General features: G+C 75.0%; 16 protein-coding genes. 5 read left to right on the plus strand and 11 right to left on the minus strand.

Annotated elements, in window-relative coordinates; genetic code table 11:
* Window positions 1–21 precede the first annotated feature (21 nt).
* The 9 genes from PV682_RS12160 to PV682_RS12200 form a co-directional block, all read right to left on the minus strand.
* Entirely contained in the window at window positions 22–1632 is a 1611-nt protein-coding gene (locus PV682_RS12160) for a salicylate synthase (protein WP_319727861.1), read from the minus strand.
* A 37-nt stretch (window positions 1633–1669) separates the two neighbouring features.
* Entirely contained in the window at window positions 1670–3286 is a 1617-nt protein-coding gene (locus tag PV682_RS12165; protein WP_319727863.1) for a (2,3-dihydroxybenzoyl)adenylate synthase, read from the minus strand.
* A 53-nt stretch (window positions 3287–3339) separates the two neighbouring features.
* Window positions 3340–4359 (minus strand): methyltransferase, encoded by a 1020-nt coding sequence (locus tag PV682_RS12170; RefSeq protein WP_319727866.1) that lies wholly within the window; start codon window positions 4357–4359, stop codon window positions 3340–3342.
* A gap of 38 nt (window positions 4360–4397) precedes the next feature.
* Window positions 4398–7427: a type I polyketide synthase gene (locus PV682_RS12175; protein ID WP_319727869.1), complete on the minus strand. Its 3030-nt coding sequence runs from the start codon at window positions 7425–7427 to the stop codon at window positions 4398–4400.
* Window positions 7424–10870 carry a non-ribosomal peptide synthetase gene (locus PV682_RS12180; protein ID WP_319727872.1) on the minus strand — a complete coding sequence of 1149 codons (3447 nt, stop codon included), beginning with the start codon at window positions 10868–10870 and terminating at the stop codon, window positions 7424–7426. The genes PV682_RS12175 and PV682_RS12180 overlap by 4 nt, the downstream gene beginning before the upstream one ends.
* Entirely contained in the window at window positions 10867–14154 is a 3288-nt protein-coding gene (locus PV682_RS12185) for a non-ribosomal peptide synthetase (protein WP_319727874.1), read from the minus strand. Before PV682_RS12185 ends, PV682_RS12180 begins: the two co-directional genes overlap by 4 nt.
* A complete protein-coding gene (locus PV682_RS12190; protein ID WP_319727876.1) occupies window positions 14151–15098 on the minus strand; it encodes a YqcI/YcgG family protein in 948 nt (315 codons plus the stop codon). Before PV682_RS12190 ends, PV682_RS12185 begins: the two co-directional genes overlap by 4 nt.
* A 64-nt stretch (window positions 15099–15162) precedes the next feature.
* The gene (locus PV682_RS12195) at window positions 15163–16602 is read right to left on the minus strand and encodes a cupin domain-containing protein (protein WP_319727877.1); all 1440 of its coding nucleotides are present in this window, start codon (window positions 16600–16602) and stop codon (window positions 15163–15165) included.
* 410 nt (window positions 16603–17012) lie between these two features.
* Window positions 17013–17738 carry a TetR/AcrR family transcriptional regulator gene (locus PV682_RS12200; RefSeq protein WP_319727879.1) on the minus strand — a complete coding sequence of 242 codons (726 nt, stop codon included), beginning with the start codon at window positions 17736–17738 and terminating at the stop codon, window positions 17013–17015.
* A 406-nt stretch (window positions 17739–18144) separates the two neighbouring features.
* On the opposite strand from PV682_RS12200, the gene PV682_RS12205 reads away from it, so the two are divergent.
* Complete coding sequence (locus PV682_RS12205) at window positions 18145–18960, plus strand: thioesterase II family protein (protein ID WP_319727881.1); 816 nt, start codon at window positions 18145–18147, stop codon at window positions 18958–18960.
* 123 nt (window positions 18961–19083) lie between these two features.
* On the opposite strand, the gene PV682_RS12210 is transcribed toward PV682_RS12205, so the two are convergent.
* Window positions 19084–20178: a cobalamin-independent methionine synthase II family protein gene (locus tag PV682_RS12210; RefSeq protein WP_319727889.1), complete on the minus strand. Its 1095-nt coding sequence runs from the start codon at window positions 20176–20178 to the stop codon at window positions 19084–19086.
* Between the two features lie 239 nt (window positions 20179–20417).
* On the opposite strand from PV682_RS12210, the gene PV682_RS12215 reads away from it, so the two are divergent.
* Window positions 20418–21887, plus strand: a complete 1470-nt coding sequence (locus PV682_RS12215; RefSeq protein WP_319727899.1) for an MFS transporter — start codon at window positions 20418–20420, stop codon at window positions 21885–21887.
* Window positions 21888–22369: 482 nt separating this feature from the next.
* Here the strand turns inward: PV682_RS12215 and PV682_RS12220 are convergent, their stop codons facing one another.
* Entirely contained in the window at window positions 22370–23059 is a 690-nt protein-coding gene (locus tag PV682_RS12220) for a hypothetical protein (RefSeq protein ID WP_319727907.1), read from the minus strand.
* Between the two features lie 116 nt (window positions 23060–23175).
* On the opposite strand from PV682_RS12220, the gene PV682_RS12225 reads away from it, so the two are divergent.
* From PV682_RS12225 to PV682_RS12235, 3 genes are all read left to right on the plus strand, one after another.
* Window positions 23176–24267 carry an iron chelate uptake ABC transporter family permease subunit gene (locus PV682_RS12225; protein WP_319727918.1) on the plus strand — a complete coding sequence of 364 codons (1092 nt, stop codon included), beginning with the start codon at window positions 23176–23178 and terminating at the stop codon, window positions 24265–24267.
* Window positions 24264–25310: a FecCD family ABC transporter permease gene (locus PV682_RS12230; RefSeq protein ID WP_319727927.1), complete on the plus strand. Its 1047-nt coding sequence runs from the start codon at window positions 24264–24266 to the stop codon at window positions 25308–25310. The genes PV682_RS12225 and PV682_RS12230 overlap by 4 nt, the downstream gene beginning before the upstream one ends.
* 107 nt (window positions 25311–25417) lie before the next feature.
* Entirely contained in the window at window positions 25418–26467 is a 1050-nt protein-coding gene (locus tag PV682_RS12235; RefSeq protein WP_319727937.1) for an iron-siderophore ABC transporter substrate-binding protein, read from the plus strand.
* Window positions 26468–26570: the final 103 nt, after the last annotated feature.

Consider the following 26570-nt stretch of genomic DNA (forward strand, 5'->3'; position numbering starts at 1 on the left):
CACCCCGCGTGAGGGCGGCGCTCAGTCCGCCGAGGCGTCCCGCACCAGCTCCGCCCACGCGCCGAGCCGGGGCGCCCGCGCGAGATCGGCGAGCCGCAGCCGTACGCCGTACGCGCTCCACTTGCTCACCAGCGTCATCATCCCCACCGAGTCCAGGCCCTGGACCAGCAGACTCTCTTCGGGATCGATCTCGGTGCCCGGGCGGCGCAGGGTCTCGGCGATGTCCCGGCGCATGACCTCGACGGTGAGCCGGGACCCGCCCGGAACCGCACCGGCCGGCACCGCAGCGGCCGACACCACGCTGAGGGAGACGCTGCGCAGCTTCTCGCACGTCTCGGTGAACTCCCGCTCCGGCGTCGACTGCCCGACGATCCCCGCACCGGCCCGCAGCCAGGTCCGGTCCTCGCGCTGGTACACCGACCGCAGCACCAGCGCCGCGTCCAGCGTGCCGTCCTGCCCGACCGTGAGGACCGCGCCCCCGTACAGGCCGCGCGGCTCCGACTCCAGGCGGCGGATCGCGTCGTACGCCTCGGGCTTGGGGATGCCGGAGGCCGTCACCGCCGGGAACAGCGCGGCCAGCGCCGCCCAGCGGTCGCGGCCCGGGGCGAGCTGCCCGTACAGGTCGGAGGCCAGGTGCTGGGCGGTGCCGCGCTCCTTGACGGTCAGGTACTCCGAGACCCGGATCGAGCCGGGCACGCAGATCTCCTCCAGTTCGTCGAAGGACGTACGGACGCTCACGGCGTGCTCGTACACCTCCTTCGGGTCCTGGAGCAGTTCCTCGCGCAGTCTGCGGTCCTCGCCCGGGGAGCCGGTCAGGGCGCGGGTGCCGGCCAGCGGCTGGGTCCGCACCCGGCCGTCCGCCTCGACGGACAGCACGATCTCCGGGCTGAACCCGGCCGCGCGCTCCCCGCCGAGGTGCAGCAGGAAGGAGCGCGCCGGGGTGTTGCGCGCCCGGCCGTGCGTGTAGGTCGCGACCAGGTCGACCGGCTCCGGCACCCGCACCACCCGGGAGAGGATCACCTTGCGCAGCGCGCTGTCCTGGATCTCCCGCACGGCACCCGCGACCGCCTTGCGGTAGAGGTCGCTCTCGTCGCGTTCCACGTCGACCCCGACCAGCGCCGGCCCGGCTGCCGGAGCCGCCGGGTCCGCCGCGTCCAGCGCGGCCACGGCGGCCCGGGTCAGCGGGTCCGCGAGGTCCAGGGCGCGCACCGTCGCCGCGCCCGCCTCGATCCGGATCTCGGTGTGCGGCACCACCAGGCGCAGCAGGACGGTGTCCGGGGCGAGGTCGGCCAGGGCGGGGGTGCCGCAGTAGGACAGTTCGAAGGCCGCCGTGCCGTACGCGCGCCAGTCCTCGACGGGCAGGTCGGCCAGCAGGTCCCGCACGGTGTCGCCGGGGTGGCCCCGCCAGGGGGCGGTGCGCTCGCCGCCGGCGCCCGAGAGCCGGACCAGCGACGGGGTGACGGTCAGCTCCGCGACCGACCCCAGGCCGAGGGACCACACACCCCGGCGTTCGTACAGGACGTAGGGCTCGTCGTGGGCCCGGCGGGCCACGCGGACGGCGGCGGCCATCGGCTCGCCCGACAGGGGGCGGGACAACAGGTCGTAGCGGAGCGGAGAGGTGACGGAGGACAACGGGAACTCCCTTGCCGGTGGGGGGTGTTGGAACGGGTCAGCGGTCCGCCGCGAGCGCGGTCAGCGCCCGGCGGTCGATCTTCCCGACGCCGGTGAGCGGCCACGACGCGACCGTCTCCACCTGCTGCGGCCACTTGAAGGCGGCCAGCCCGCGCTCCCGCAGGAACGCGCCGAGCGACGCGACGTCCGGGCCGGGCGCGGCGGCGTCCGGGGCGAGCAGCAGACAGGCGCAGACACGCTCGCCGAGCACGGCGTCGGGCACGCCGACGACCACCGCCTGGGCGATCGTCGGATGGGCCAGCAGATGCTGCTCCACCTCCTCGGGGGAGACCTTCTCGCCGGCCCGGTTGATCTGCTCCTTCACCCGGCCCACGACGGTGAGGCCGCCGTCCGGGGTGCGCCGGACCAGGTCACCGGAGCGGTAGAAGCCGTCGGGGGTGAAAGCGCGGGCGTTGTGCTCCGGGGCCCGGTAGTAGCCGCGCAGCGTGTAGGGGCCGCGGGTGAGGAGTTCGCCCGGCGCGTCCCCGGCGTCGGTGCCGTCGTCGGCGAGGACCCGGACCTCGTCGGCGGGGGAGACGGGACGGCCCTGGGTGGTCGCCACGACCTCCTCGGGGTCGTCGAGGCGGGTCGCGCACAGCAGCCCCTCCGCCATGCCGAACACCTGCTGGAGCCGGCAGTCCAGCGCCTTGGGCAGCAGCCGCGCGGTCTCCTCCGGGAGCCGGGCGCCGCCCACCTGCACGAGCCGCAGGCTGGAGAGGTCGGAGCCGTCCCACTCCACGGCCCGCGACCACAGCGCGGCCAGCGGCGGCACCAGCGCGGTGACCGTCACCCGCTCCCGTTCGATCAGCGGGAACACCTCGGGCGGACTGGCGTTCTCGGCGAGCACCGTCGCGGCGCCCGCCCCGAGCGCGCCCAGCAGCCCCGGACACGCCAGCGGGAAGTTGTGCCCGATGGGCAGGACCACCAAGTGGACGTCGTCGGCGGTGAGTTCGCAGACGGCGGCCATGGTGCGCGCGTTGTAGGCGTAGTCGTCGTGCGTGCGCGGGATCAGCTTGGGCAGCCCGGTGGAGCCCCCGGACAGCAGCAGCAGCGCGGGCCCCGCCGGATCGGGCTCGGCCAGCTCCACCGGCTCCCGGTCCAGGGCCGCGTACGGCGTGGTCAGCCCGCTGTCGTCGGCCTCACCGACGATCACCGCGTGCCGCAGCGACCGGCACTGCTCCAGGAGGGCGCGCGCGGTGGGCCGGTGGTCCTCGCCCTCCAGTTCGGCGGCGGTGACGTACGCGACCGCCTCCGCCAGGTCGCACAGGTGCCGCAGCTCGCTGATCCGGTGCCCGGGCAGCGCGAGCACCGGCAGCGCGCCGAGCCGCAGCAGCGCGAACAGCAGCACCCCGAACTCGGTCCGGTTGGGCAGTTGCACGAGCACCCGGTCACCGGGCCGCACACCCGCCAGGGCCAGGCCGGACGCGATCCGGTCGGCGCCCGTGTCGAGACCGGCGAAGGTGAGCCGGGTACGGGAGTCGGCCAGCGCGGTGCGCGGCCCGTACCGCCCGGCCGCCACCCGCAGCAGCCGTCCCAGGGGCTCGCCCCGCCAGTAACCCTCCTTCCGGTACCGCTCGGCCGACGGGCCGGGCCAGGGAACGAAGCCGTCCTGCATGGGAGTCCTTTCCGGGGTGCCGGGGGAGGGGCGGGGAGGGGCGAGGGGGCGGATCAGACGGGGCGGGCCTCGATCAGGCACTCCTCGTCGGGCCGCAGATCGCTGTAGGACAGTTCGAGGTCCGCCCGCGCGAACAGCTCCCGGTACTGCTCGGGGGTCCGCAGCCGCGCCTGGAGCAGCACGAACATGTACAGGTCCAGGGCGCGCACGTAGTGGGTGCGGTCCTCGTCGGTCGGCATGTGGCCGACGACGACGAGCCGGGACCCGGGGTGCATGGCCGCCCGCACCCGCCGCAGGATGCGCACGGAGTCCTCGTCGTTCCAGTTCCCGATGACCCGCGACAGCAGGTACACGTCGCCGCCGGCCGGGACCTCGTCGAAGAAGCTGCCCGCCACCACCGTGGCCCGGCCCGCGACCCCGGCGTCCGCGAGCAGCTTGTCCGCGCCCCGCACCGCGTTGGGCAGGTCGAACACCGTCCCCGTCAGATGCGGGTGCGCGGTCAGCAGGCCCGCGATCATGGCGCCCCGGCCGCCGCCGATGTCGACGACCCGCGCGCCCTCGGGGAACGCGTAGCGCGACCCGACCGAGCGCCCGGCGGCGGACTCGGCCATCGCGCGGTGGAACACCCCGGAGAAGTCGGCGTGGTCGGGGTCCGACATGTGCGCGAACAGCGGCCTGCCGTACGCGGCGTCGAAGGCGGGCTCCCCGGTGCGCGCGGTGTGCGCGGCCTTCGCCCAGGCCCGCGCGAACTCCTCCATGCCGGTCAGCCGGCACATCTCCCGCATCCCCTCCGGGTGGCCGGTGCGCAGCACCTCGCCCACCTCGGTCAGCGAGAAGGTGCCGTCCGGGTGCGCGTCGAGGACACCGGCCGCCGCCGCCGCGTACAGGAAGCGGCTGAGGCCGTCCGCGTCGGCGCCGGCCCGGGCGGCCAGGTCGGCGGCGGTGCGCGGGGTGTCGAGATGGTCGGCGATGCCGAGCTCGGCGAGCGCCGAGACGGCGGCGGAGATCCAGCCGGCCGAGACGACCTCGATGAGGCGCAGCCGGGGCGGGAGAGCGGAACGGGAGTCGGACATCGTGGTTCCTGTTCGTTCGGGACACACCGCGCGGTGTGTCAGGAGGGGGAGTCCGCCGAGGCGGCCTGGGCGAGGAAACCGGCCGGGGTCAGCCGCTGGGCGAGATACAGCTGCCGCACCGACAGCTCGGCCCCCAGCAGGTCCCGGACCTGGGCGGTGAGGCGCATCAGGAGCAGCGAGTCGCCGCCCAGGTCGAAGAAGTTGTCGTCGGGGGCGATGCCCTGGACGCCGAGGGCCCGTTCCCACAGCGCGACGACCTCCCCGAGCGGCCCGTCACTGCGCGGGACGCGACCGGCCGAGGTCCCTTCGGCGGGCGCGGCCCGGTCCGGGTCGGCGGCCGGCACCGGCCCGCCCGCCGGGGCCTCGCCGCGCGGCGGCGGGTCGATCCAGTGCCGGGCCCGCTCGAAGGGGTACCCGGGCAGCGGCACCGGCCGGGGACGGCGGGTACGGCTCCCGGTGAGCCGCCAGGCCCCGGCGGCGGCGTCGGCGCCGTGGCACCACAGCGCGCCGAGCGCCTCCAGCAGGAACACCTCGTCGCTCTGCTCCGCGTACGCGTGCCGCAGCGCCGGCACCACGGGCGCGTCCGGGCCGAGCACCTGCCGGGCCAGCTTGCCGAGGCCGCCGCCCGGACCCGCCTCCACCAGCAAGGGGGCCGGATCGGCCGCGCCGAGGGTCTCCAGCGCGTCGGCGAAACGCACGGTCTCGCGGCTGTGCCGGACCCAGTAGCCGGGATCGGTGGCCTGCTCGGCGGTGATCCAGGTGCCGGTCACGTTGGAGACGTACGGCACGGACGGCGGCTTCAGCGACAGCCCGGCGACCAGCGCCCGGTACTCGTCGAGCACCGGGTCCAGCAGCGGGGTGTGCACCGCCGACGGGACGCGCAGCCGGTGGTGGTCGGCGCCCGCCCCGGCGAGCCGGCTCTCCAGCGCGACGATCGCCTCCGTGGTGCCGGACACCGTGCACGCCTCGCCCGAGTTGACCGCCGCGATCGCCGTGTCCGGGCCGAGCAGCGGGGCGAGGGCGTCCCGCGACAGCCGGACGCTGAGCGCGACACCGCCGACGGCACCGAACAGCCGCTCCCGCTCCGCGACCAGCGGCAGGACGTCCGCCAGGTCGAGGACCCCGGCGAGACAGGCCGCCGTGTACTCGCCGAGGCTGTGCCCGAGCAGCGCCACCGCCGACAGCCCGTGGCTCTCCAGCAGCCGCGCCAGCGCGTACTCGGTGGCCACCAGAGCCGGGAACGCGGCAGGCCTGAGGCCCGTGGAGACCCCGTCGAGACGGGCGGTGTGCTCCCCGGGCGCGGCGGCGGCCCGCCGCTCGCCCGTGCCGTACAGCGCGGTCCGCAGGTCGTGGCCGAGCACGGGCCGCAGGATGCGGGCGCACTCGTCGACGACGTTCCGGAAGACCGGCTCCCGCGCGTACAGGCCGGCGCCCATGCCGTCGTAGTGGACACCCCCGCCCGGCAGCAGCAGCGCCACCGGCCGCTCCTGCGCCGGACGCGGCGCGGTACGCGGCGGGGTGCGCAGCTCCTCGGCGGCCCGCCCCGGCTCCCGTACGACGACGGCCCGGCGCAGCGGGTGCGCCGCGCGCCCGGCGGCGAGGGTGTGGGCGACGTCCTGCGGGTCGAGGTCCGGGTGCGCGTCGAGGTGGCCGGCGAGGCGGTGGGCCACCGCGTCGAGGGCGGCCGGGGTGCGCGCGGACAGCACCCACAGGGTCGCCGCGTCGGGCTCGGCGTCGGCTGGCCGCGCCTGGGGTGCCGGGGCCTGTTCGAGGACGGCGTGCGCGTTCGTGCCGCCGATGCCGAAGGAGCTGACGGCGGCCCGCCGGATGCCCGGCACCCGCCAGGGCCCCGCCTCGGCGGCCGGCACGAAGGGCGCGCCGGACCAGTCGAAGAGCGGGCTCGGCGTGTCGTGGTGCAGGCTCGCCGGGACCAGCCCGTGCTCCAGCGCGAGGACGGCCTTGATCAGGCCCGCGATCCCGGCGGCGGCGTCCAGATGGCCGACGTTGGTCTTCACCGAGCCGACGAGGCACCCGCCGGGATGCCCGCCGGCCCGCTCGAACGCGTCGCGCAGCGCCGTCAGTTCGACGGGGTCGCCGACCGGGGTGCCGGTGCCGTGCGCCTCGACGTACCCGATGCTCCGGGCGTCCAGGCCGGCCTCCGCCAGCGCGGCCACGATCACCTCGGTCTGGCCCGCCGCGCTGGGCGCGCTGAAGCCGACCTTGCGGTCGCCGTCGTTGTTGACGGCGGTGCCCCGGATCACCGCCCGGATCGTGTCGCCGTCGGCCAGCGCGTCCGGGAGGCGCTTGAGGACGACGGCCCCGGCACCGTCCCCCGCGCTCATCCCGGCGGCGCCCGCGTCGAACGCCCGCACCCGGCCGTCGGGCGAGTACGGCCCGTCCTGCACGTACCGGTAGCCAAGACGCGCCTGCGGGTTGAGCGCCACGCCCCCGGCCAGCGCCAGGTCGCAGCGGTGGGCCAGCAGGTCCTGGCAGGCCAGGTGGACCGCGACGAGCGAGGTCGAGCAGGCCGTCTGCACGCTGACGCTGGGCCCGGTCAGCCCCAGCAGGTAGGAGACGCGGGTGGGCAGGGTGCCCGGCGAGTTCCCGGACAGCGCCGCCATCTGGTCCAGGGAGCCCGGCACGCCCGCGTACCAGGGCGCCAGGTTCTGCGCGTAGTAGCGGCTCACCCCCGCCCCCGCGTACACCCCGACCGGGCCCGGGCACCGCGCGGGCACGTACCCGCTGTCCTCGAAGGCGTGGTGGGCGACCTCCAGGAACACCCGCTGCTGCGGGTCCAGGAGCGCGGCCTCGGTCGGCCGGTAGCCGAAGTACGCGGCGTCGAACCGGTCGGCGCCGTCGATCTCGCGCACCACCCGGACGTGGTACGGATCGTCGAGCAGCGCGGGATCCCCGCCGGCGGCGAGGTAGTCCGCGTCGTCGAGGACGGTCAGACTGTCCCGGCCGGCCACCAGGTTCGCCCAGAACGCCTCCGCCGTCGCGGCCCCCGGGAAACGGGCGGCGAGGCCGACGACCGCGACACTGAACTCGGGATCGAGGGAATCACTCATGTGCGCGGCGCTCCTTGCTGCGGGCCGGTGGCGGTCGTGGTCCTGCGGGCGGCGGCCCGGTCGCGTACGGCCCGCCGCCGCTCGACGCGCGCGGCGGCCTCGTCCACGGCCGGGGCGTGTGCCGAGGCGGCCCGCTCCCGGTCGTCGAGGAGCCGGGCCAGGTCCGCCACGGTCGGATGGGCGAACAGGTCGACGACGCTGACCCGGCGGCCCAGCTCGCGCTCCAGGGCGGCCTGCACGCGCAGGGTGAGCAGCGAATGGCCGCCCAGGTCGAAGAAGTTGTCGCGGGCGCCGACCTGCGGCACGCCCAGCACCTCGGCCCACACCCGGGCCACGGCACGCTCCAGGCCGTCCCGGGGGTCGAGGTAGGGCGCGCTGACCGGGACCCGGGCCGGCAGCGCGGCCAGCGCCGCCCGGTCCACCTTGCCCGACGGCATCAGCGGCAGCTCCGGCAGCACCTGCACGGACTGCGGCACCGCGTACTCGGGCAGCCGCTCGGCGGCGAAGCCGCGCACCGCGTCCTCGGCGGGCGCAGCCGCGTCCGAGCGGGCCAGGCAGTACGCGGCCAGATGCCCCGTGCCCGGCGTGTCCTCCCGCAGCAGCACCACCGCCTGGCGCACCTCGGGATGGCGGGCGAGCACCGACTCGACCTCCTCCAGCTCGACCCGGTGGCCCCGGATCTTGATCTGCCGGTCGGCGCGCCCCAGGAACTCGATCACGCCGTCGGGCCGCAGCCGCCCCAGGTCCCCGGTGGCGTACAGCCGGGCACCGGGCACGTCACCGAACGGGTCCGGCACGAACCGGTCAGCGGTGCGCCGCAGGTCGCCGAGGTAGCCGTCGGCCACCTGGACGCCGCCGACGTGGATCTCCCCGGGCACCCCGGGCGGCACCGGACGCAGGCCCGGACCGAGCACGTACAGCCGGGTGTTGGGGTTCGGGCGGCCGATCGTGACCCCGGTGCGCCGGCTCTCCCCCCGGTAGACCTCGCAGCTGACGCCGATGGTCGCCTCGGCCGGCCCGTAGCCGTGGTACATCGTGCTGTGCGGCAGCCGCTCACGGAACCGGGCGAACAGCTCCGGGGTGAGGACCTCCCCGCCGCACCACACATGGCGCAGGCCCGGCGCGACGGCCGCGATGCCGGGGCGCTCCAGCATCGCGTCCAGCATGGTGGAGGTGACGTACACGAAGGCCACCCGCTCCTTCGCCGTCACCGCGATCAGGGCGTCCGGGTCCTTGTCGGCGCCGGGCGGCGCGAGCACCAGACGGGCCCCGCAGCTCAGCGGCAGGAAGATCTCGTTGACGGAGATGTCGAAGCCGAGCGGCGCCTTGTGCAGCACGCCGTCGCCGGGCGCGAGGCCGAGCAGCTCCGACTGCCAGGGCAGCCGGTTGCGGATGCCCGCGTGGGTGATCATGGCGCCCTTGGGGCGGCCCGTGGACCCCGAGGTGTAGATGACGTACGCGAGGCCGCCGGGCCGGTGCACGGACGTGAACGCGTCCTCCTCCGGCCCGGCTCCCCCCTCCGGCTCGTCCGGGTCGAACACCGGGACGTCGCCCCAGCGGTCCGCGTCCCGGGACAGCACGGCGGCCGGGGACGCGTCCGCGACGACCTCCTCGATCCGGCGCGTCGGCCAGGCCGGCTCCAGCGGGACGAACGCCGCACCCGTCTTCAGGGCCGCCAGCATCCCCACCACCAGCCCCGCCGAACGCTCCAGATGCACCCCGACGAGCCGGCCGGGACCCGCGCCGGCGCCCGCCAGCCGCCGGGCCAGCCGGCCGGCCGCCGCGTCCAGCCGCCGGTACGTCCACCGGTCGTCCCCGTCGACGAGGGCCTCGTCGTCCGGCGCGCTGCGCACCCGCGCCTCGAACAGGCCGTGCAGGGTGTCCGGGGTCAGCAGGTCGGGCCGGTCGGTGGCGTTCCAGTCCCGCACGATCTGCTCCCACTGCGCCTCGGAGAGCATCGGCAGGTCGGCCACCGGGGTGTCGGGCGCGTCCACGGCGCCGCCCAGCAGCCGCCCGAGGTGCTCCAGGAGCCGGGCCACCGTGGCCTCGGTGTACAGCTCGGTGCGGTACGTGGCGCCCAGTTCGGTCCCCGCGCCGGTCGCGACGGCCTCGACGGCGAGGTCGAAGCGCGCCGTGCCGCCCGGCACCGCGACCTCCGTGACCGAGACACCGGGCAGGTCGAGGCCGTCGAGGGGGCCGGTGCGCGCGGAGAACATGGTGTCGGCCAGCGGACTGCGCCCGGCCCCCCGGTACGGCCGCACGGCCTCCACGACCCGGTCGAACGGCACGCCCTGGTGCGCGTAGGCGGCCAGGCACTCGGCGCGTACCCGGCCCAGCAGGTCCCGGAAGCTCGGGTTCCCCGACAGGTCGACGCGCAGCACCACGCTGTTGCCGAAGTTCCCGACCAGGTCGCGTACGCCGGGTGCCTCCCGGTGGACGACCGGGGTGGCGACACAGAGGTCGCTCTGTCCCGTGTACCGGTGCAGCAGCGTCAGATACCCGGCCAGCAGCGCCATGAAGGGGGTCACCGAGGCGGTGCGGGCGAGCGCCGTGAGCCGCTCGTGGACACCCGGCGCGAGCGGGTGCGCCACCCGGGCGCCGGCCTCGCCCGCCGTCGCGGGCCGGGGCAGGTCCGGCAGCGGCGCGGCCGGCGGCGGGGCCGGGGTCAGGCGCTCCCGCCAGTAGGCGAGGTCGGCCTCCGGCGCGGGACGCTCCCGCGCCGCGTGCTCGCCGTACTGGAGCGGCAGCGGCGCGGGCGGGATCGCCGGGGCACAGGTCGCGTTCCGGTACCCGGCGCTCACGTCACCGAACAGGGGGTCCCAGCTGAGGTCGTCGCAGGCGATGTGGTGCAGGACGACGAGCAGGAGGTGGCGGTTGGGCCCCGCACGGTACAGGCGCAGCCGCAGGGGGGTTTCCACCGCGAGGTCGAAGGGAAGGGCAGCGGCCTCGGCGGCCCGGCGCACCGCGTCACCGAGGCCCGTGGCGTCCCTGGTGCCTTCGGCGTCCGCAGCGTCGTGAGCGTCTGCGGCGGCCCCGGCGCTCCCGGCGTCCTCGACGTGCTCGACGTCCTCGATGCCGATGACCGGTTCGGCGGCCGGGAGCACGTGCTGGGACGGCAGGCCGTCGGGGCCCGTCCGGTAGACCGTGCGCAGGATCTCGTGCCGCTCGACGACCCCGGCGAACGCCGTCCGCAGCGCCTCGGCGGACAGCGGGCCGTCGAGGCGCGCGGCGACCGCCAGGTTGTAGGCGGCGCTGTCCGGGCGCGCGTGCTGGTGGAACCACATGCGGTACTGCGCGGCCGACAGCACGCCGGTCCGCTCCGCCGCACTCTCGGCGCTCTCGGCGGGGGCCGCGCTCTCCTGCGCGAGCAGCGCCCGCAGCAGCCGCCGGCGGGCCTCGTCGGGGTCCGCCGGGGCGGTGTCGTGGTACGGGTCGGGGGTCATGACCTGTCCTTCGGAGGTACGGGGACGGTGGTGTCCCGGCCGTCGGCCAGGGCCGCGTTCACCTGGTCGTCGGTCAGGGCCGCCACGTCCGTGAACAGCCGTGCCACCAGGTCGAGCCGGCCCGGCGCGCTCTCCTCCGCGCGCAGGGCGGCGGCCATGCCGGTGACGGTGAGCGTGCCGAACAGGGCGCGGGCGGTGAGGCGTTCGCCCTCGAAGACGCCGCGCAGCCGGGTCAGCAGCCGGGCGCCCAGCAGCGAGTCGCCGCCGAGGGCGAAGAAGTCCTCGTCGGGACCGACGTGGTCGACCCCGAGGACCCGGGACCACTCCTCGGCCAGCAGCCGCTCCAGCGGCGAGTCCGCCGCGTCGCGCTCCGCCGGTACGGGAGCGCCGCCCGGCTCGGGGACGGACGCCGCGAGCAGCGGCCGGTCGACCTTGCCGTTCGCGGTGAGCGGGAAGTCGTCCACGAAGACGACCGCCGCCGGGACCAGGTGCCCGGGCAGCCGCGCGGCCAGGAAGCCCCGCAGGCCCTCGGCGTCCGCCACGGCACCGGCCCTGAGCCGTACGTGCGCGGCGAGCGCCCGCACCCCCTTGCGGCCGGGCACCGCGACCCCGGTCACGACCGCCCGGTCCACGTCCGGGTGCGCGGCGAGCGCCGCCTCCGTCTCACCCGGCTCGACGCGCTGCCCGCGCACCTTCACCTGGAGGTCGGCGCGGCCCGCGAACTCCAGGGTGCCGTCGGGCAGATAGCGGCCCAGGTCGCCGGTGCGGTACAGGCGCTCCCCGGTCACCGGGTGGCGGACGAACACGGACGCCGTGCGCTCGGGGTCCTGCCAGTAGCCGCGCGCGAGACCGGGCCCCGAGCAGTACATCTCGCCGGTCACCCCGTCCGGCCGCTCCCGCAGCCGCTCGTCGAGCAGGTGGTAGACGGTGTTCGCGATCGGCCTGCCGTACGGGATGCTCGTCCGGTCGAGGTCGGCTCCGGTCACCGGGTGCCAGATGTTCCACAGCGTGGTCTCGGTGGGGCCGCCGACGCTCACCAGCCGGGTGTGCGGGGCGAGTTCGGCCAGCGCGCGGGCCGTCTCCGGCGGTATCCAGTCCCCGCCGCTGAAGGCGAGCCGCAGCCCGGCCAGCGCCTCCCGCGCCGCCGGGTGGTCGAGGAGCATCTCCAGCATCGCGGGCACCGAGTTCCACAGGGTGACCCCGTGCTCGCGCATCAGCCGCGTCCAGTGGTCCGGGTCGCGCACCGCGTCCGCGTCCGGCAGGACGAGCGTGCCGCCCGCGCCGAGCACCCCGAGCAGGTCGAAGGCGGCCATGTCGTGGTGGAGCGCGGTCAGCCCGAGGACCACGTCCCGCTCGCCGACGCCGAACGTCTCCACGGTCTCGCGCAGCGCGTTGACCATGCCGCGGTGCTCGGTCATCACCCCCTTGGGCACCCCGGTCGACCCCGACGTGAACAGGACGTACAGCAGGTCGTCCGGCGTCTGGAGCAGCTCGCAGGGGGCAGTGGGCCGCTCCTCGTCGACGGTGAGAGCCGTCACCCCGTCCGGCAGCTCCGGCACCTCGCCGCCGGCCCGGACCAGGACCGTGCCGACCCCGGCGCGCGCCAGCAACTCCCTGATCCGCGAAGGTGGTTGGGCCGGGTCGAGCGGCAGGTACGCGGCGCCGCTCAGCAGCGTCCCGTACACGGCGACCGCCTGTTGCCACCCCTTGTCGACCAGGACGGCGACGACATCGCCGCGCCCCGTGCCGCGCGCGGTGAGCGCGGCACCCAGCCCGGCCGACGCGTCGAGCAGCTCGCCGTACGACAGCGTGCGGCCGGAGGTGACGACGGCCGGAGCGCCGGGCTCGCGGCGGGCCCGCTCGACGAACGCGGCGTGCGCCGGGACCTCGGGCAGCGGGCGGGTCCGCCCGCGCACGGCCCGCCGCCGGGCGCGCTGCGCGGGCGGCAGCACGTCCAGGTCGACGGCCGTCCAGGCCGCCTCGTCGTGCCGCAGCCGCTCCAGCAGCCCGCCGAACGCCTCGTACATGGCGGCCGGCATGCCCGGCGGGAACAGCTCGTCGACGACGTCCCAGTTGTGGACGAGCCGCCCCTGCCGTTCGTCGAGCTGGACGTCGAGACAGACCTGCGGGGTCTGCGAGACGCCGTACACCTGACGCCACGTGCGGTCCAGGGCGGTGCCCTCGGGGTCGGCCCAGGCGAGGGTGGAGGTGAGCACCACCGGCATCCGGGCGTGCTCCATCCCGCCGCGCACCCGGGCGAGTTCGCGCAGCATCCACGCGCCGCTCACCTCGGGGTGGCTGAGGTCCTCCCACAGCCGGTGCTGGATGCGCGCGGCCCGCTCGGTGAAGGTCGTGCCCGCTTCCCGCTGGTCGACCTCGACCAGGCTGAACGAGGCGAACTCGCCCACCAGCCGGTCCACTTGATGGTGCAGCGGCAGCCGGTTCATCCGGGGCACGTTCACCGTGAAGCGGGCCTGCTCGCTCCACGCGGCGAGGATCTCCGCGAACACGGCGAGCAGCAGCGCGGACGGGGTCAGCCCGGCGTGCGCCGCCCGCTCCTTGAGCGCCGCCCAGTCGTCGGCCGGCAGCACCGCCTCGTGGCGCGTGAACCGGGGTACGGCGACGGAGGCGAGGTCGGCGACCATCGGCAGGCGCGGCGCGGGCGGCAGCGCGGCGACCCGCTCCCGCCAGTACGCCTGCGCCTTGCGGTACTCCTCGCCCTCCTCCACGGCCGCCGCCGCGAGGACGTACTCCCGGAAACCGGTGGTGAGTTCGGGCAGCCGCGCATCCGGGTCCTCGTAGAGCCGCGACAGCTCGCCGGACAGCACGTGCCAGCTGGCGAAGTCGCAGACGAGGCCGTCGAAGCCGATGAACACCCGCACCAGGTCCGGCCGCAGCCGCACGACCGTCACCCCGAACAGCGGCCAGCGGTCCGGCGGCCGTACCGCGTGGGAGAGCCGCTCGCGCAGTCCGGCCAGTGCCTCTTCCCGCTCGGCCGGGCCGGCGTCGCGCAGGTCGACGAGGTCGGGGACGAACGGCGGCAGGTCCGGCAGCACCCGCTGGGTGAGGGTCTGCGGGTCGATGACGGCGCGCAGCATGTCGTGCCGTTCGACCAGCAGCCGCCAGGCGGTCGCGAACCGGTCGGTGTCGAGGTCGCCCTCGAACTCGAAGTAGGCGTGCGTGGACACGTTGCCGAGTTCGAAGACGTTGCCCCGGCCCAGCAGGTAGGCGCGCTGGGTGTCGGTGAGGGGGAAGGGCTCGTGGCGGGGGTCGGCGGCGGTCATGCGGGGTCCTGCCCGGCCTCGGCGATGTGGTCGAGGCAGCCGTCCCGGGTTCCGGTGGTGCCGGTGGCCCGCCAGCCGGCGGGCAGGTCACGGCCCGTCTCCCACACCGAGTACCGGCCGGCCTCGTTGACGACCACGCTCCAGGAGCCGGGGGCCGGCGCAGGGGCGGCCCGGGTGACGGCGCGGCCCGCGTGGAAGGGGCAGCGCTCGTCGGGGGCCGAGGGCGTGTTGTCGTCGTCCAGGAAGTACTGGCGCCACTCCCGGTTGTCCTCGTCGCCGTAGGAGCCGAGGTGCGGGGAGGGGTCGACCGCGTCGTACTTGCGCAGCCGGGCCCGGATCGTGCGGCGGGCGGCGGCGCCGCGCGGGGTGTCGGCCTCCAGGCCCTCGAAGACCCAGCGCGGCTGGAAAGTGATCATGAACTGGTCCGCGTGCCGGCTGCGCCGCCTGCTGTGCACCGGGGTGTTGCAGACCACGAAGATCGGGGTGCCGCCGAAGGCGAACTCCCACATCAGGTCGTCGGGGTCGGCGGGCAGTTCGGCGGGCCAGGGCTGGGTGTCCTTGGCCACCAGGTAGCGCAGGACCGACCAGAACCGCTCCCGGTAGACGTCCATCGACGCCGGCTCGTCCTCGGGCCGGAAGAGCACGACGAGGGAGGTCTCCCGGTCCAGCGAGCGGTACTCGTCGAGGTACCGGCGCAGCAGGTCCGGCAGGCTCGACCAGTCGTCGGGGCGGTCCGTGCCGTCGACGTAGCCGAGGCGCAGCGTCCCCTTGCGGGCGGCGGCCACGGCGAAGGTGCACGGGAACAGGTCGGTCCCCGACAGGACGGAGTCGAAGAACCGCTCGGCGCTCGCCGCTCCCCATACGGGGGTCTCGCCGAGCGTCACGGCCGCCGGAGAGGTTTTTCTCGGATTCTTTTCGCGCTTCTTCCCACTGTTTTCGGGCATGCTGATGCCTGGCTCCGCTCTGGTGAAGAAATTTCCGGGAATCGGGCCTTGAGTCGGAGTCCGGTCAGTCGGCCGGGGCGCTGACGAATTCCTGGAACATTTCCTCGGGGATGATCGGCTGGTGGTAGACGCAGGTGCCGGACAGGACCACGGAGCCGTGCAGCCGGGAGGTCGGGATGAGGAGCTTGTCGCCCTCGGAGAGCGCGATCCGGTGCGTCACGTTGTTCCAGAAGTGCATCTGGCCGCTCTCGATCATGACCAGGCGGTGTTCGTCGTGGACGTGCGTGGTGGAGGTCTCCTCGTGGCTCTCCACGAACGTGTCGAGGTCGACCTCGATGCGCTCGCTGACCAGCTTGTGCTGGATGCGCTCGGCGGCGGTCTTGTAGTCCTCGATGCGGTCGGCCCACACCAACTGCGCGGTGAGGTCCGCGTTCCACCGCTCGGCGAACCGGGCGGCGTCGGCGAACCCCCGGTGGAAGGCGGTGACCTGGTCCGCGCCGAACACCTCGGGCAGCGGCCCCAGGAGCCGGTCCACCAGAGCGTCCGTGTCCTGCGGGCCGACCGGCGCGACCGAGTCGAAGTAGGCGGCGCGCAGGTTCAGCGCGCCGCGCAGGGTGTCGCGCGCGTGCGGCGCGCACGCCGCCTGGTCGATCAGGAAGTGCGCGATGGCGCCCAGGAGTTCGGGCAGCCGGTCGCCGGCCAGGGACAGCCCCAGCAGGTGGTTGCCGCGCGCCAGCGAGGTGCCGAGCGAGAACTGCCAGTAGGCGGCGGGCGAACAGGTCAGCCCGGCGCCGCTGAACAGGCTGCGGTAGAGCTCGGCGGCCTCCACCCAGCCCCGCCGGATCTCCTGGAGCTCGGCGCGCAGCCCGGGGTGCGCGAGCGAGGTCTCGGCGAGCGCGCCCCGGCTGACGGCGGTGTACGCGGCGGGCAGGAACACGCCGGTCTGGATCAGCAGGAAGGTGGCCGCGCTGTTCGCGTCCTTGCGCCCGGCGGCGGTCGCGAACGCGCTGTACGGCTCGGCGGCCCGGCGCTCCGCGTATCCCCGGACCACGGCCTTCAGCGCGTCGGCGGTGGGCGCGGGCAACTCCTCGCGGCCCTCGTCGAGATGGCCGAGGAGGTGGTTCTCCAGGACCGGCCGCACCAGGGTGCCCAGCAGCCGGTTCGCGGCGGAGTGGAAGTGCGCGCCGTCCGCGGCGGCGGCAGGGTCGGCCTGCGGCGGCAGGACGGCCGTCTCCGCGTCGTAGACGTTGCGCAGCATGCGGTGGCCGAGGAGGCCGCTGAGCAGGAGCTGGCGCTCGTCCGGCAGCACGGGGGAGTAGTCCAGCCAGGCCAGGTCGTCCGGCCGGACCGGGCGGCGGAAGGGGTTGCGCGGGTTGGTGAGCTCCTCCGCCGTGGCCGCGCGGAAGGCGCTGTTCGCGGCGTACGCCTTCAGCAGGGCGTTGGGGTCGGCGGTCAGCTCGCCGACGAGGTCCGTGACGGTGCGGGGGGTGGGCTGTGTGGACACGGGATCTGGACCTTTCGCGACGTACGTGTGGAGTGGACGTGCGTGTGCGACTCAGGTGCGAAGACGGCGTCCTCGGGCAGGCGGACGGACCGGCACGCCGACGGCGCGCGGGCGGTGCCGCCGGTGAGGGCGGTGGGGTGGGGAACGGCCGCGTGGGCACGGCCGGAGAACCGCGAGACGGACAGGACGCCGCTCTGCCGCACCTGCCGTGGCGGTGAGCGAAAAATGGAGCCTGAATACGTCGGCCGGGGCGGGGCCGGTGAATTGCGCAAGCTCAGCGGCGGAAAGAGAACGCCTGCGGTGATTGATCGGTCGAACAGGCGAGCGTCGGTAGCGTAGGCATACCTAATCCGGCGGCGCAAGCCTGGACTCGGTGATGTCCCAGGTTCTGAGAGGAAGGGGATATTCCGCTATTCCCGCGGGTTTTTCCCGGCCGCCGGGACCGTGGCCGCGATGCCGTCGAGAATGACCTCGATCTTCCGGTTCAGCCAGTCCTCGGGCCGGCCGCCGACCACTCGCTCGAAGGCGTCGGCCACCGGTCCTGGCACCGCGTCGCGCACGTCGTCCAGCATCACGCGCCGCAGCTGCGCGGTCTCCTCGGTGTTCGTCGCGGGCTGCCCCTCCTGCTGGCCCGCCAGGAAGAACAGCAGGATCTGCTCGTTGACCAGGTCCTGGGCCAGGACGGCGAACTCCGGGTCGAGACCGGTGTCGACCAGGACGGCGGCGGTCCGGGCGCCCTGGCGGGCGTACTCCACGAGGCCACCGCGCAGAGCCGCCACGTGCAGGGCGAGACCCGGATGGGCCTCGAACATCCGGAACGTGGTCCTGGCCAGCGCCCTCAGGTACGGCCGCCAGCTCGGACAGGGGGCCGGCCAGTCCATGGCGGCCACCACGTGGTCGGCGGCGGCGGCCAGCAGCGCGCCCTTGTGCGGGAAGTAGCGGTAGAGCGTGGAGTGCTTCACCCCCAGATGCCGGGCCACGGCACTCATGCTGAGCTCCTCGAACCCCACGGCGACCGCCGCCGCGACGATGGCGTCGTGCCCGATCTGGGGCGGCCGGCCGATCTTGGGCACCCGCAGCCGGGCGCTCAGTTCCGCGTGCGGACGGTTCGGGTCGCTGGGAGTTGCCTCGTGCATACGGCCATTGTCGCCGAGGCCGCCCGCACCGCGTGGACCGGGGCCGCCCGGAAGCGGTCGCGCGGCGGGAAACCAACGCCGGAATCACGCCATCGACGGACGGGGTCCGAGGTGCCGGTGAGGTGCGCCGTACGGCAGTGGCAGTGGGGCGTCCGGCGTTCGGGCGGGGCGGGTGAGGGGCGGTCGAGCGGCGAGATCGCGCCAGTTTGCGACAGCCGGTCATTAAAAAATTAGGGTACCCATGCTAGTTTTTCACCGAGGTGGCTCGAACTCGAAGGCGTGTCCGCACCTGCCGCGGCGCGTTCTGCCGAGACCCGTGTTCATCCGGATGTTCTGAGCGAGCGGAAACCGAGCGTGTCCGTACGGCCGGGGCGGCCTCGCGGGCCCGCATCCAAGGGGGAACTTCATGGAACGTGCCAGCTCCACCGGACCACCCGCACCGCCCGCCGCACCGGGACGCTGGCTGCGCTGCCTGCGCCAGGCCCGGGCCGACGCGGCCAGCCGCCTGATCCTCCTGCCGCACGCCGGCGGCGCCTCCGGCTTCTTCCGGGACTGGCCCGCCGCGCTGCCGCCCGACGTCGAACCGTGGGTGGTGCAGTACCCGGGCCGTGAGCGCCGGGCCGCGGAACCTCCGCCCACCGCACTGTCCGACCTGGCCGAAGGCGCCGCCGGGGAACTCCTCCCGCTCCTGGACCGGCCCACCGCGGTCTTCGGGCACAGCATGGGGGCGACCGTCGGCTACGAACTGCTCCGCCTGCTGGAGCGCTCCTCCCCGGACCGGTCCGAGCGGGTGGCGCACCTCTTCGTGTCGGCCCGCCAGGCCCCGCACCGCCCCCGCCGCGAACAGGTGCACCGGCTCCCCGACGACGAGTTCGCCGCCGTGGTGCGCGGCCACGGCGGCACCCACGACGAGGTGCTCGCCAACCCGGAGCTGCGCGAGCTGTTCCTGCCGCTCCTGCGGGGCGACTACCGCATGGCCGAGACCCACCGGCCCACCCCGGTCTCGCCCCCGCTCGACGTCGACATCACCGCGCTGACCGGCGACGACGACCCCTCCGTCGACCCCGCCGAGGCGGCCCGCTGGTCCGACGCGAGCCGCGCCCGCTTCACCCACCACCGCCTGCCCGGCGGCCACTTCTACCTCGTCCCGCGCCTCGCCGAGGTCGCCGGGGTGGTGGTCCGCGCGCTGCGGGACTCCGCCGCGCGGCGCTGCCCGGCGTGAGCGCAGGGCGGCGGACGCCCGGCCGGGAAGGTGACACGGGCTCTGCGGGGTCGGCGCCCGGTCGGAAAGGTGACACCGGCTCCGAGAGGCCGGTGTCCGGCACCGGCCCCCCGCGCCCCGCCGCTACAGGGCCGCCGCCAGCTCCGCCACCCGGTACAGCTTGGCGGCCTGGGTCGCGGCACTGATGAGGTTGGCGCCCGCCGCCACCGAGGCGAAGCCGCACTGCGGGGAGACGGAAACCCGCTCGCGGTCCACGTACCGGGACGCCTCGCCGACCCGGGCCAGCAGGCCCTCCAGCGGCTCCACCTCGTCCCGCTTGGTGGAGACGAGACCGAGGACGACACGCTTGTCCTCGGGGAGCGCGGCCAGCGGCGAGAAGTCGCCGGACCGCTCGTCGTCGTACTCCAGGAGGTACGTGTCGACGTGCGGCGTCCGGGCGAAGACCCGCTCGGCGAGCCACCCGTAGCCGCCCGAAGCGGCCCACATGCCGCGGAAGTTGCCCTTGCACAGGTGCAGCGAGACCGAGACGCCGGGGACGGCCGCCAGCGAGTCGATCAGCGCGCACCCTTCCGACAGCGTGCGCTCCACCGAGATGCCCAGCTCCTCCCGCGCGCGCCGCTGCTCCTCGTCCACGAGGACCGCCATGTCCGGCGCGTCGATCTGCACGCGCGTACACCCCAGGGCGGCCAGCTCCTCGATCTGGGCGCGCAGCAGCGCGGTCCAGTCGGCGAACAGGTCGAACGGGTCGGGGTACACCCCGGCGGTGCGCTCGGCCGACCAGAAGCCGTACAGCATCAGCGGGCTCGGTACGGTGATCTTGACCGGGCGGTCGGTACGGCCGCGCAGGTACACGTACTCCTCGACCCCGATGTTGCGTCCCGGGGTGATCCGCTCGACCACGGCGATCGGGTTGTCGACCTCGTAGGTGCCGCCCGACTCGGAGTCGGCGGCGATCGGGGCCTCGTGGTCGAGGGCGCCGGGCACCGTGGCCAGCAGGTGGTCCATGAACGAGGTGCGCCGCATCTCCCCGTCGTTGACGACGTCGAGCCCGGCCGCCTCCTGGAGCCGCAGCGCCTCCAGGGCGGCCCGGTCCTCGACGGCCTTGAGGTCCGCCGCCGTCGACCGGCCGGCCCGGAAGTCGGCCTGGGCGGCGGTGAGATAGGCCGGGCGCAGGAGCGAGCCGATCGCCTGGCCTCTGACTGCGGGTGTGCCGTTCATATCTGTCCCCCTTGGAACGAACTCGGTGCGAACGCGTCGCGGCGTGAACTCGGGGCCGCGCGAGTCAAAGTAAGTCGCACCTTACTCATTAGTGTCAATCTGTCATTAAGGATCGGGCAAAGCTGGGAAGGTAACCCTTGCCCATTAATGACAGGGTGTTGCAAACTGGCGGTGCCGACCTGGTTCCTCCCCCGTATCCGGGTCGGCACTTCCCTGTTCACGGCCTTGAGGTGCCTGCCATGCCCGAGACGTCCTCCCGTTCCCCCGGCCTGCTGCTGACCGCGCTGTGCGCGGCCGGCATGCTCGCCGCGACCATGCAGACCGCCGTCGTCCCGATCCTCGGGAACATCGGTGACCAGACCGGCGCGAGCCCGGGCGCCCTCAGCTGGATCGTCACGGCCAACCTGCTGTCCTCGGCGGTGACCACCCCGCTCTTCGGCCGCCTCGGTGACCTGCGCGGCAAGCGCGGCGCGATGCTGCTGTGCCTGCTGCTGATGCTCGCGGGCAGCGTCCTCGCCGCGATCACGACCTCCCTGCCGCTGCTCGTCCTCGCCCGGGTCCTCCAGGGCGCGGTCACCGGCGTCTTCCCGCTCGCCCTGAGCGTCGCCCGGGACACCGTGCCCCGGGAGCGGCTCACCGGGGCGATGGCCCTGATCAGCGCCACCCTCTCGATAGGCGGCAGCATCGGCCTCGTCGCCGCGGGGCTGCTCGCCTCCGACGGCGCCGACTACCGCAACGTGTTCTGGCTGGCCTCGGCGGTCGGCGTCCTCGCGCTCGGCGCCGTGGCCGCCTGGGTGCCGGCCGACACCGGGCGGTCCGGCGGCGGCCTCGACTGGGCCGGCGCGCTGCTGCTCGGCGGCGCCCTCGTCCTCGTCCTGCTGCCGCTGTCCCAGGGCGGGGCCTGGGGCTGGAGCTCCCCGGTCACGCTCACGCTCTTCGCCGCGGCGCCGGTCGCCCTCGCCTGCTGGGTCCTGCTGGAGCGCCGGGTCGACGCCCCGCTCGTGGACGTCCGGATGCTCACCCGGCGCACCTTCCTGCTGACCAACGTCACCGCGGTCCTCATGGGCTTCGCGATGTTCGGCCTCTACCTCGGCGTCTCCGACTTCGTCCAGATGCCCAGCGCCCAGGCGGGGTACGGGTTCACCGCATCCGTGCTGTCCGCGGCCACCGTGTACCTGCTGCCCGCGGCGCTGGTCAGCCTCGTCGCGGCTCCCGTCGGCGGCATCCTGGTCAAGCGGTACTCCGGGCGCGCGGTGCTCGCCGTCTCGGGCCTCGCGGGACTCGCCGGCTTCGGCTCGCTCACGCTGTGGCACGGCTCGACGGCCGCCGTGATCGCCGGCGCGCTGGTGGCGGGCGGCTCCCTGAGCCTCGCCTACGCCGCGATGCCGGCGCTGGTCGTGCAGTCCGTGCCGGCGGCCAGGACCGGCATCGCCAACAGCATCAACTCCATCGGACGCTCCGTCGGCGCGTCCGCCGCCGGCGCGGTGGTCGCGGCGCTTCTGGTGGCCACCACCCGGCGCACCACGGGGCTGCCCGCCGAGTCCGGCTTCACCTGGGTCTTCGCCCTCTCCGCGACAGCCGGCGCACTCACGGCGTGCGCCGCCCTCCTCATCCCCCGGACCCCGGCGGCAGTGGTGTCCGGCGCCGCCCCGGCCGGCACGGCAGCCGGCCCGACCGCCGACACGGCGGCTGTCCGCGAGAGGGGGTGAGCGCGGCGCGGGGCCCGGACCGGCCGAGGTGAGCGGCCCTGCTGATCCCCGGCACGCCGGCGGTCGAGTCCGGATCCGCCCCGACGGACACGCGCACCGGCCCGGGGACGGTCCGTGAGGCACGGTGACGGCTGGCTGGGGATGGTGCGTGGGGCGCGGTGACGGCTGGCTGGGGATGGTGCGTGGGGCGCGGTGACGGCTGGCTGGGGATGGTGCGTGGGGCGCGGTGACGGTCGGCCGGGGACGGTGCGTGAGGCGAGGGCGGGGTGGGTGCGGGCCCGGGCGCGGTCCTTGCGGTGCGGCGGCCGGCCGGTGCCCGGTCTCCCTGGTGTGCTGAGCGTGCGGTGGTGAGTGGTCGGCGCCCGGGCGCTTTGGTGCGGTGAGCGTCGGGCGGGGGCCCCGCGGTCTGCGTGACGGGGGCGGCGTCGGGCGGAATCCGCCGCTCGGCCCGCCCCACCCCCGCGACGCGCCCAGTGCCCCGCTCAGCCCGGCAGGGGCCCGATCTCCGCCCGCAGCCCGAGCACCTCAAGCACCCGTCCCACCGAGGCGATCACCGACTCCGTGTGCCCTGGCCGGTCCCCGGGATGGCCCAGGGCGACCACCAGGGCACCCCGGCTGTCGGGGCGGACCTGGTGGGCCGCCGAGTCGGTGTCGCGCCGGCCCAGCCAGGCCATCGGCGTGAACGTGCCGTCGCTCGCCTCGACGCCGTAGGTGAGGTCGCCCGCCGGGACGGGGCGGGAGCGTGTCGAGAAGGCGGGGACGATCCGCTCGCCGCCCGGTGACCTCCGTACGACCAGTGCCGAACCCGCAGGCAGCGCCCCCGGATCGTGCAGCCCGACACCGCCGCCGGCCGCCACCGACGCGAGGGTCACCGCGTCGACGAGACCGCCGTGCCCCTGCCAGGGCCGGTCCGCGACCAAGGCGCGCAGCCGCTCGCCCGCCGGGGTCGTACCGGGGTGGCCGAGCGCCGTGAGCAGCGACCGGTAGCCGGCCAGGGAGTCCTCGCGCGGGAGGCTCTCCAGCAGCGCCGCCGCCTGCGCCGCGCCGAGCACCGGCTCCAGCAGCGGACTCGCCGAGCGCACGCTCCACACCCGTACGTGGTGCAGGCCGAGGCCGTCACGGACCTCGGGCGCGACGGCGAGCTTCAGGTCGTACGGGGGAGGCAGGGACACGGTGACGCGCTCCGTTCCGGGACCCCGGCGCCGGGGCCCGCAAGGCTGATGACATGGTGTCATTTACAAGTGAGCCATACCTTAGTAGGTGGCCGGACTGTGGTGAGGGGAGCGGTATGGACACCGTCGGAGCAAGACCCCGGCAGCGGGCGGCGGACCCGCACGACCCGCCCCCGCCGCCCGTACCGGACGCGCGCGGCACGGCGGCAGGCCGCCGCCGGGTGCGCGTCCTGGGCGTACCGGCCGTCCTGGCGCTCATCGTGCTTTTGGCGCTGGCATCCGTCGCGGTCGGCGCCAAGCCGATCCCGCTCGGCACCGTGTTCGACGCGGTCTTCGACTTCCACGGCACCACCGACGAACAGCTCGTACGCGCCCTGCGCCTGCCGCGCACCGGGCTCGGCCTCGTCGCTGGAGCCGCCCTGGGCGTCGCCGGCGCCCTGATGCAGACCCTGACCCGCAACCCGCTCGCCGACCCGGGCATCCTCGGCGTCAACGCGGGAGCCTCGGCGGCCGTCGTGCTGGCCATCGGCTTCGCCGGACTGCGGACCTTCACCGGGTACGTGTGGTTCGCGCTGGCCGGCGCCGCCGTGGTCGCCGCCCTGGTGCACGTGCTCGGCGCCGTCGGGCCGGGCGGCGCCACCCCCACCCGGCTGGTGCTCGCCGGCACCGCCATCGCCGCCGCGCTCACCGCGCTGACCTCCGCGGTGCTGCTGGCCAGGCCCGCCGTGTTCGACGCCTTCCGGTTCTGGACGATCGGCTCCGTCGCCGGCCGTGAGGCGTCCGTCCTGTACCAGGTGACGCCGTTCCTCGTGGCGGGCGCGCTGATCGCCGCCGCCGTGGCCCGGCCCCTGGACGCTCTGGCCATCGGCGACGACGGCGCCACCGCGCTCGGCGCCCGCGTCGGCCTCACCCGCACGCTCGGCGTCGTCGCCGTCACCCTGCTGTGCGGCGCGGTCACCGCGGCCGTGGGACCCATCGGCTTCGTCGGCCTGGCCGTACCGCACCTGGCCCGCGTGATCAGCGGCCCCGACCACCGGTGGATCCTCTTCTACTCCGCCGGGCTCGGCGCGCTGCTCCTGCTCGCGGCGGACGTGCTCGGCCGGGTGGTCGCGAGCCCCGGCGAACTGGAGGTGGGGATCGTCACCGCGTTCCTCGGCGCTCCCGCGCTCGTCGCCCTGACCCGCCGGGGCCGGGGGAGGCGGTCATGAGCGGCACGCGGATGTCCGCACCCGGGGTCCGCGTCCTGCGCGCCGGACAGGTCTCGCTGCGGGTACGGCCCCGGGGGCTCGCGGTGTGCCTGTGGCTGCTGCTCCTGGCGGCGCTGGCCTTCGCGGCCGGCTGCGCCACCGGCGACTATCCGGTGTCCCTCGCGGAGGTGGTGCGCGTCCTGACCGGCGGCGGTGACTCCGGCAGCCGTTTCATCGTCCTCGAACTGCGGGTGCCGCGCGGGGTGACCGGGCTGCTCGTCGGCGCCGCCCTCGGGGTCTCCGGGGCGCTCTTCCAGACCGTCACCCGCAATCCGCTCGGCAGCCCCGACATCGTGGGCTTCGGCAACGGGGCCGCGACCGGCGCCCTGCTGTCCCTGCTGTGGTGGCGCGGCGGCCCGCTGGAGACCTCGCTGGCCGCGTTCGCGGGCGGCGCGCTCACCGCGACCGCCGTGTACCTGATCTGCCGGCACGACGGCCTCGGCGGACACCGCCTGATCGTGGTCGGCATCGGCGTCTCCGCCATGGCGTACTCCTTCAACGCCTGGCTGCTGAGCCGGGCCAGGCTCCAGGACGCCGAGACCGCCCAGCTGTGGCTCACCGGCACGCTGAACGGCCGGGGCTGGGAGAACGTCGTCCCGGTCGCGGCCGTCCTCGCGGCCTTGCTGCCCGCCGCGCTGGCCCTGAGCCGCTCGCTGGAGGTGCTGGGCCTCGGCGACGACACGGCGCAGGCGCTCGGCGGCTCACCGGCCCGGACCCGGCTGCTCGCCCTGGTGGTCGGCGTCGCGCTGATCGGTGTGGCGACCGCGGCGGCCGGACCGATCACGTTCGTCGCGCTGGCCGCCCCGCAGGTGGCCCGGCTGCTCACCCGCGCCCCCGGCCCCGGGCTCGGCGCCTCGGCGCTGACCGGGGCGGTGCTGCTGACGGGCGCGGACGTCGCGGCCCAGTGGGCGGTGCCGTCGGCGGAGGTGCCGGCGGGGCTGGCCACGGGGCTGGCGGGCGGGGCGTACCTGGCCTGGCTGCTGACGAGGCGGAAGAAATATTAGGTAAGCCTTGCCTATTAATGACGAGCTGTCTTAAAGTGCGGTGCGCGTCCGGGACAGGCAGCCGCGCGTCGGCGTCCGGACGACCGGACAGGGAGAGGGAAACAACCATGGGGACAGCCCGCACGACACGCCCGGCATCCGGCGCGGCCCGCACCGGCTCGGTACGGCACCGGGGCGGTGCCCTGCTCGCCGTCGCCGCGCTGTCCGTGACCCTCGCCGCCTGCGGCTCGTCCGACGACGGCGACGGCGACGGTGACCGGAGCACCCCGAGCACCCAGGCCGGCGGGGCGTTCCCGGTGCAGGTCAAGCACTCCGAGGGCAGCCTGTCGCTGAAGGCGGCCCCCACCAGAGTCGTCGCCCTCAGCGCGATGGACCTCGACGCGGCGCTCGCGGTCGGCGTCACCCCGGTCGGGGCGGCCAAGGACCCCTTCGGAGAGAAGGGGATCAGCCCCTGGCTCACCGGGAAACTCGGCGCGGACACCACCCTCGTCAACACGTCGCCCGACGTGTCCTTCGAGCAGATCGCGGCACTCAAACCCGATCTGATCCTCGCCACCGGCGACTATGGCATCAGCAAGAACTACGCCCGGCTGAACCAGATAGCGCCCACCCTCGGCCCGGCCAGCTCGGCCGCCGACGACTCCTGGCAGAGCCGTCAGACGCAGATCGGCAAGGCCCTCGGCAAGGAGGCGGCGGCCACGAAGGCGGTCACCGACACCGAGGCGCTGATCCGCAAGACCGCGGACACGTATCCCGCGCTCAAGGGCAAGACGTTCTCGGCGTCCTTCGCCTACTCGGCGACCCAGATCGCCACGATCGCCTCCCCGGACGACTTCGCCGTCAAGTTCCTCGAATCCCTCGGCCTCCAGGTCACCCCGGCCCTCAAGGGGACCGAGGGGACCGCCACCAAGACCCAGCCCGGCCTGCTCAGCCCCGAACAGGCGGGCCGCCTGGCCTCCGACTTCACGGTGATCGGCTTCACCTCGCCGCAGGTGAGGAGCTCCGTCGAGAAGAACCCGGCGTACACGAAGGTCAAGTCGACCGGCGTCTACACCCCGGTCGACACCGCCACGATCACCGAACTGCGCAACCCCTCGATCCTGGGCATCCCGTGGCTGCTGGAGGAACTGACGCCGTCGTTCAAGGCCGTCAGGTAACAGGCAGGGGCCCGCCGACCGGCGGGTGCCACCCCGCCGTGTGGCGGGAGCTTGCGCGCGTCGGGTCGCCGGGGGTTTCGGGGGCTCTAGGGTCGGTCCGACA

The sequence above is a fragment of the Streptomyces niveiscabiei genome (assembly GCF_033794345.1).
Lineage (GTDB): Bacteria > Actinomycetota > Actinomycetes > Streptomycetales > Streptomycetaceae > Streptomyces > Streptomyces niveiscabiei.

Coding starts and splice junctions, on each gene's coding strand:
- PV682_RS12210 (WP_319727889.1), bottom strand. CDS start 20,178: ATGAACGGCACACCCGCAGTCAGAGGCCAGGCGATCGGCTCGCTCCTG.
- PV682_RS12170 (WP_319727866.1), bottom strand. CDS start 4,359: ATGTCCGACTCCCGTTCCGCTCTCCCGCCCCGGCTGCGCCTCATCGAG.
- PV682_RS12200 (WP_319727879.1), bottom strand. CDS start 17,738: ATGCACGAGGCAACTCCCAGCGACCCGAACCGTCCGCACGCGGAACTG.
- PV682_RS12180 (WP_319727872.1), bottom strand. CDS start 10,870: ATGACCCCCGACCCGTACCACGACACCGCCCCGGCGGACCCCGACGAG.
- PV682_RS12205 (WP_319727881.1), top strand. CDS start 18,145: ATGGAACGTGCCAGCTCCACCGGACCACCCGCACCGCCCGCCGCACCG.
- PV682_RS12185 (WP_319727874.1), bottom strand. CDS start 14,154: ATGACCGCCGCCGACCCCCGCCACGAGCCCTTCCCCCTCACCGACACC.
- PV682_RS12165 (WP_319727863.1), bottom strand. CDS start 3,286: ATGCAGGACGGCTTCGTTCCCTGGCCCGGCCCGTCGGCCGAGCGGTAC.
- PV682_RS12190 (WP_319727876.1), bottom strand. CDS start 15,098: ATGCCCGAAAACAGTGGGAAGAAGCGCGAAAAGAATCCGAGAAAAACC.
- PV682_RS12175 (WP_319727869.1), bottom strand. CDS start 7,427: ATGAGTGATTCCCTCGATCCCGAGTTCAGTGTCGCGGTCGTCGGCCTC.
- PV682_RS12230 (WP_319727927.1), top strand. CDS start 24,264: ATGAGCGGCACGCGGATGTCCGCACCCGGGGTCCGCGTCCTGCGCGCC.
- PV682_RS12225 (WP_319727918.1), top strand. CDS start 23,176: ATGGACACCGTCGGAGCAAGACCCCGGCAGCGGGCGGCGGACCCGCAC.
- PV682_RS12235 (WP_319727937.1), top strand. CDS start 25,418: ATGGGGACAGCCCGCACGACACGCCCGGCATCCGGCGCGGCCCGCACC.
- PV682_RS12215 (WP_319727899.1), top strand. CDS start 20,418: ATGCCCGAGACGTCCTCCCGTTCCCCCGGCCTGCTGCTGACCGCGCTG.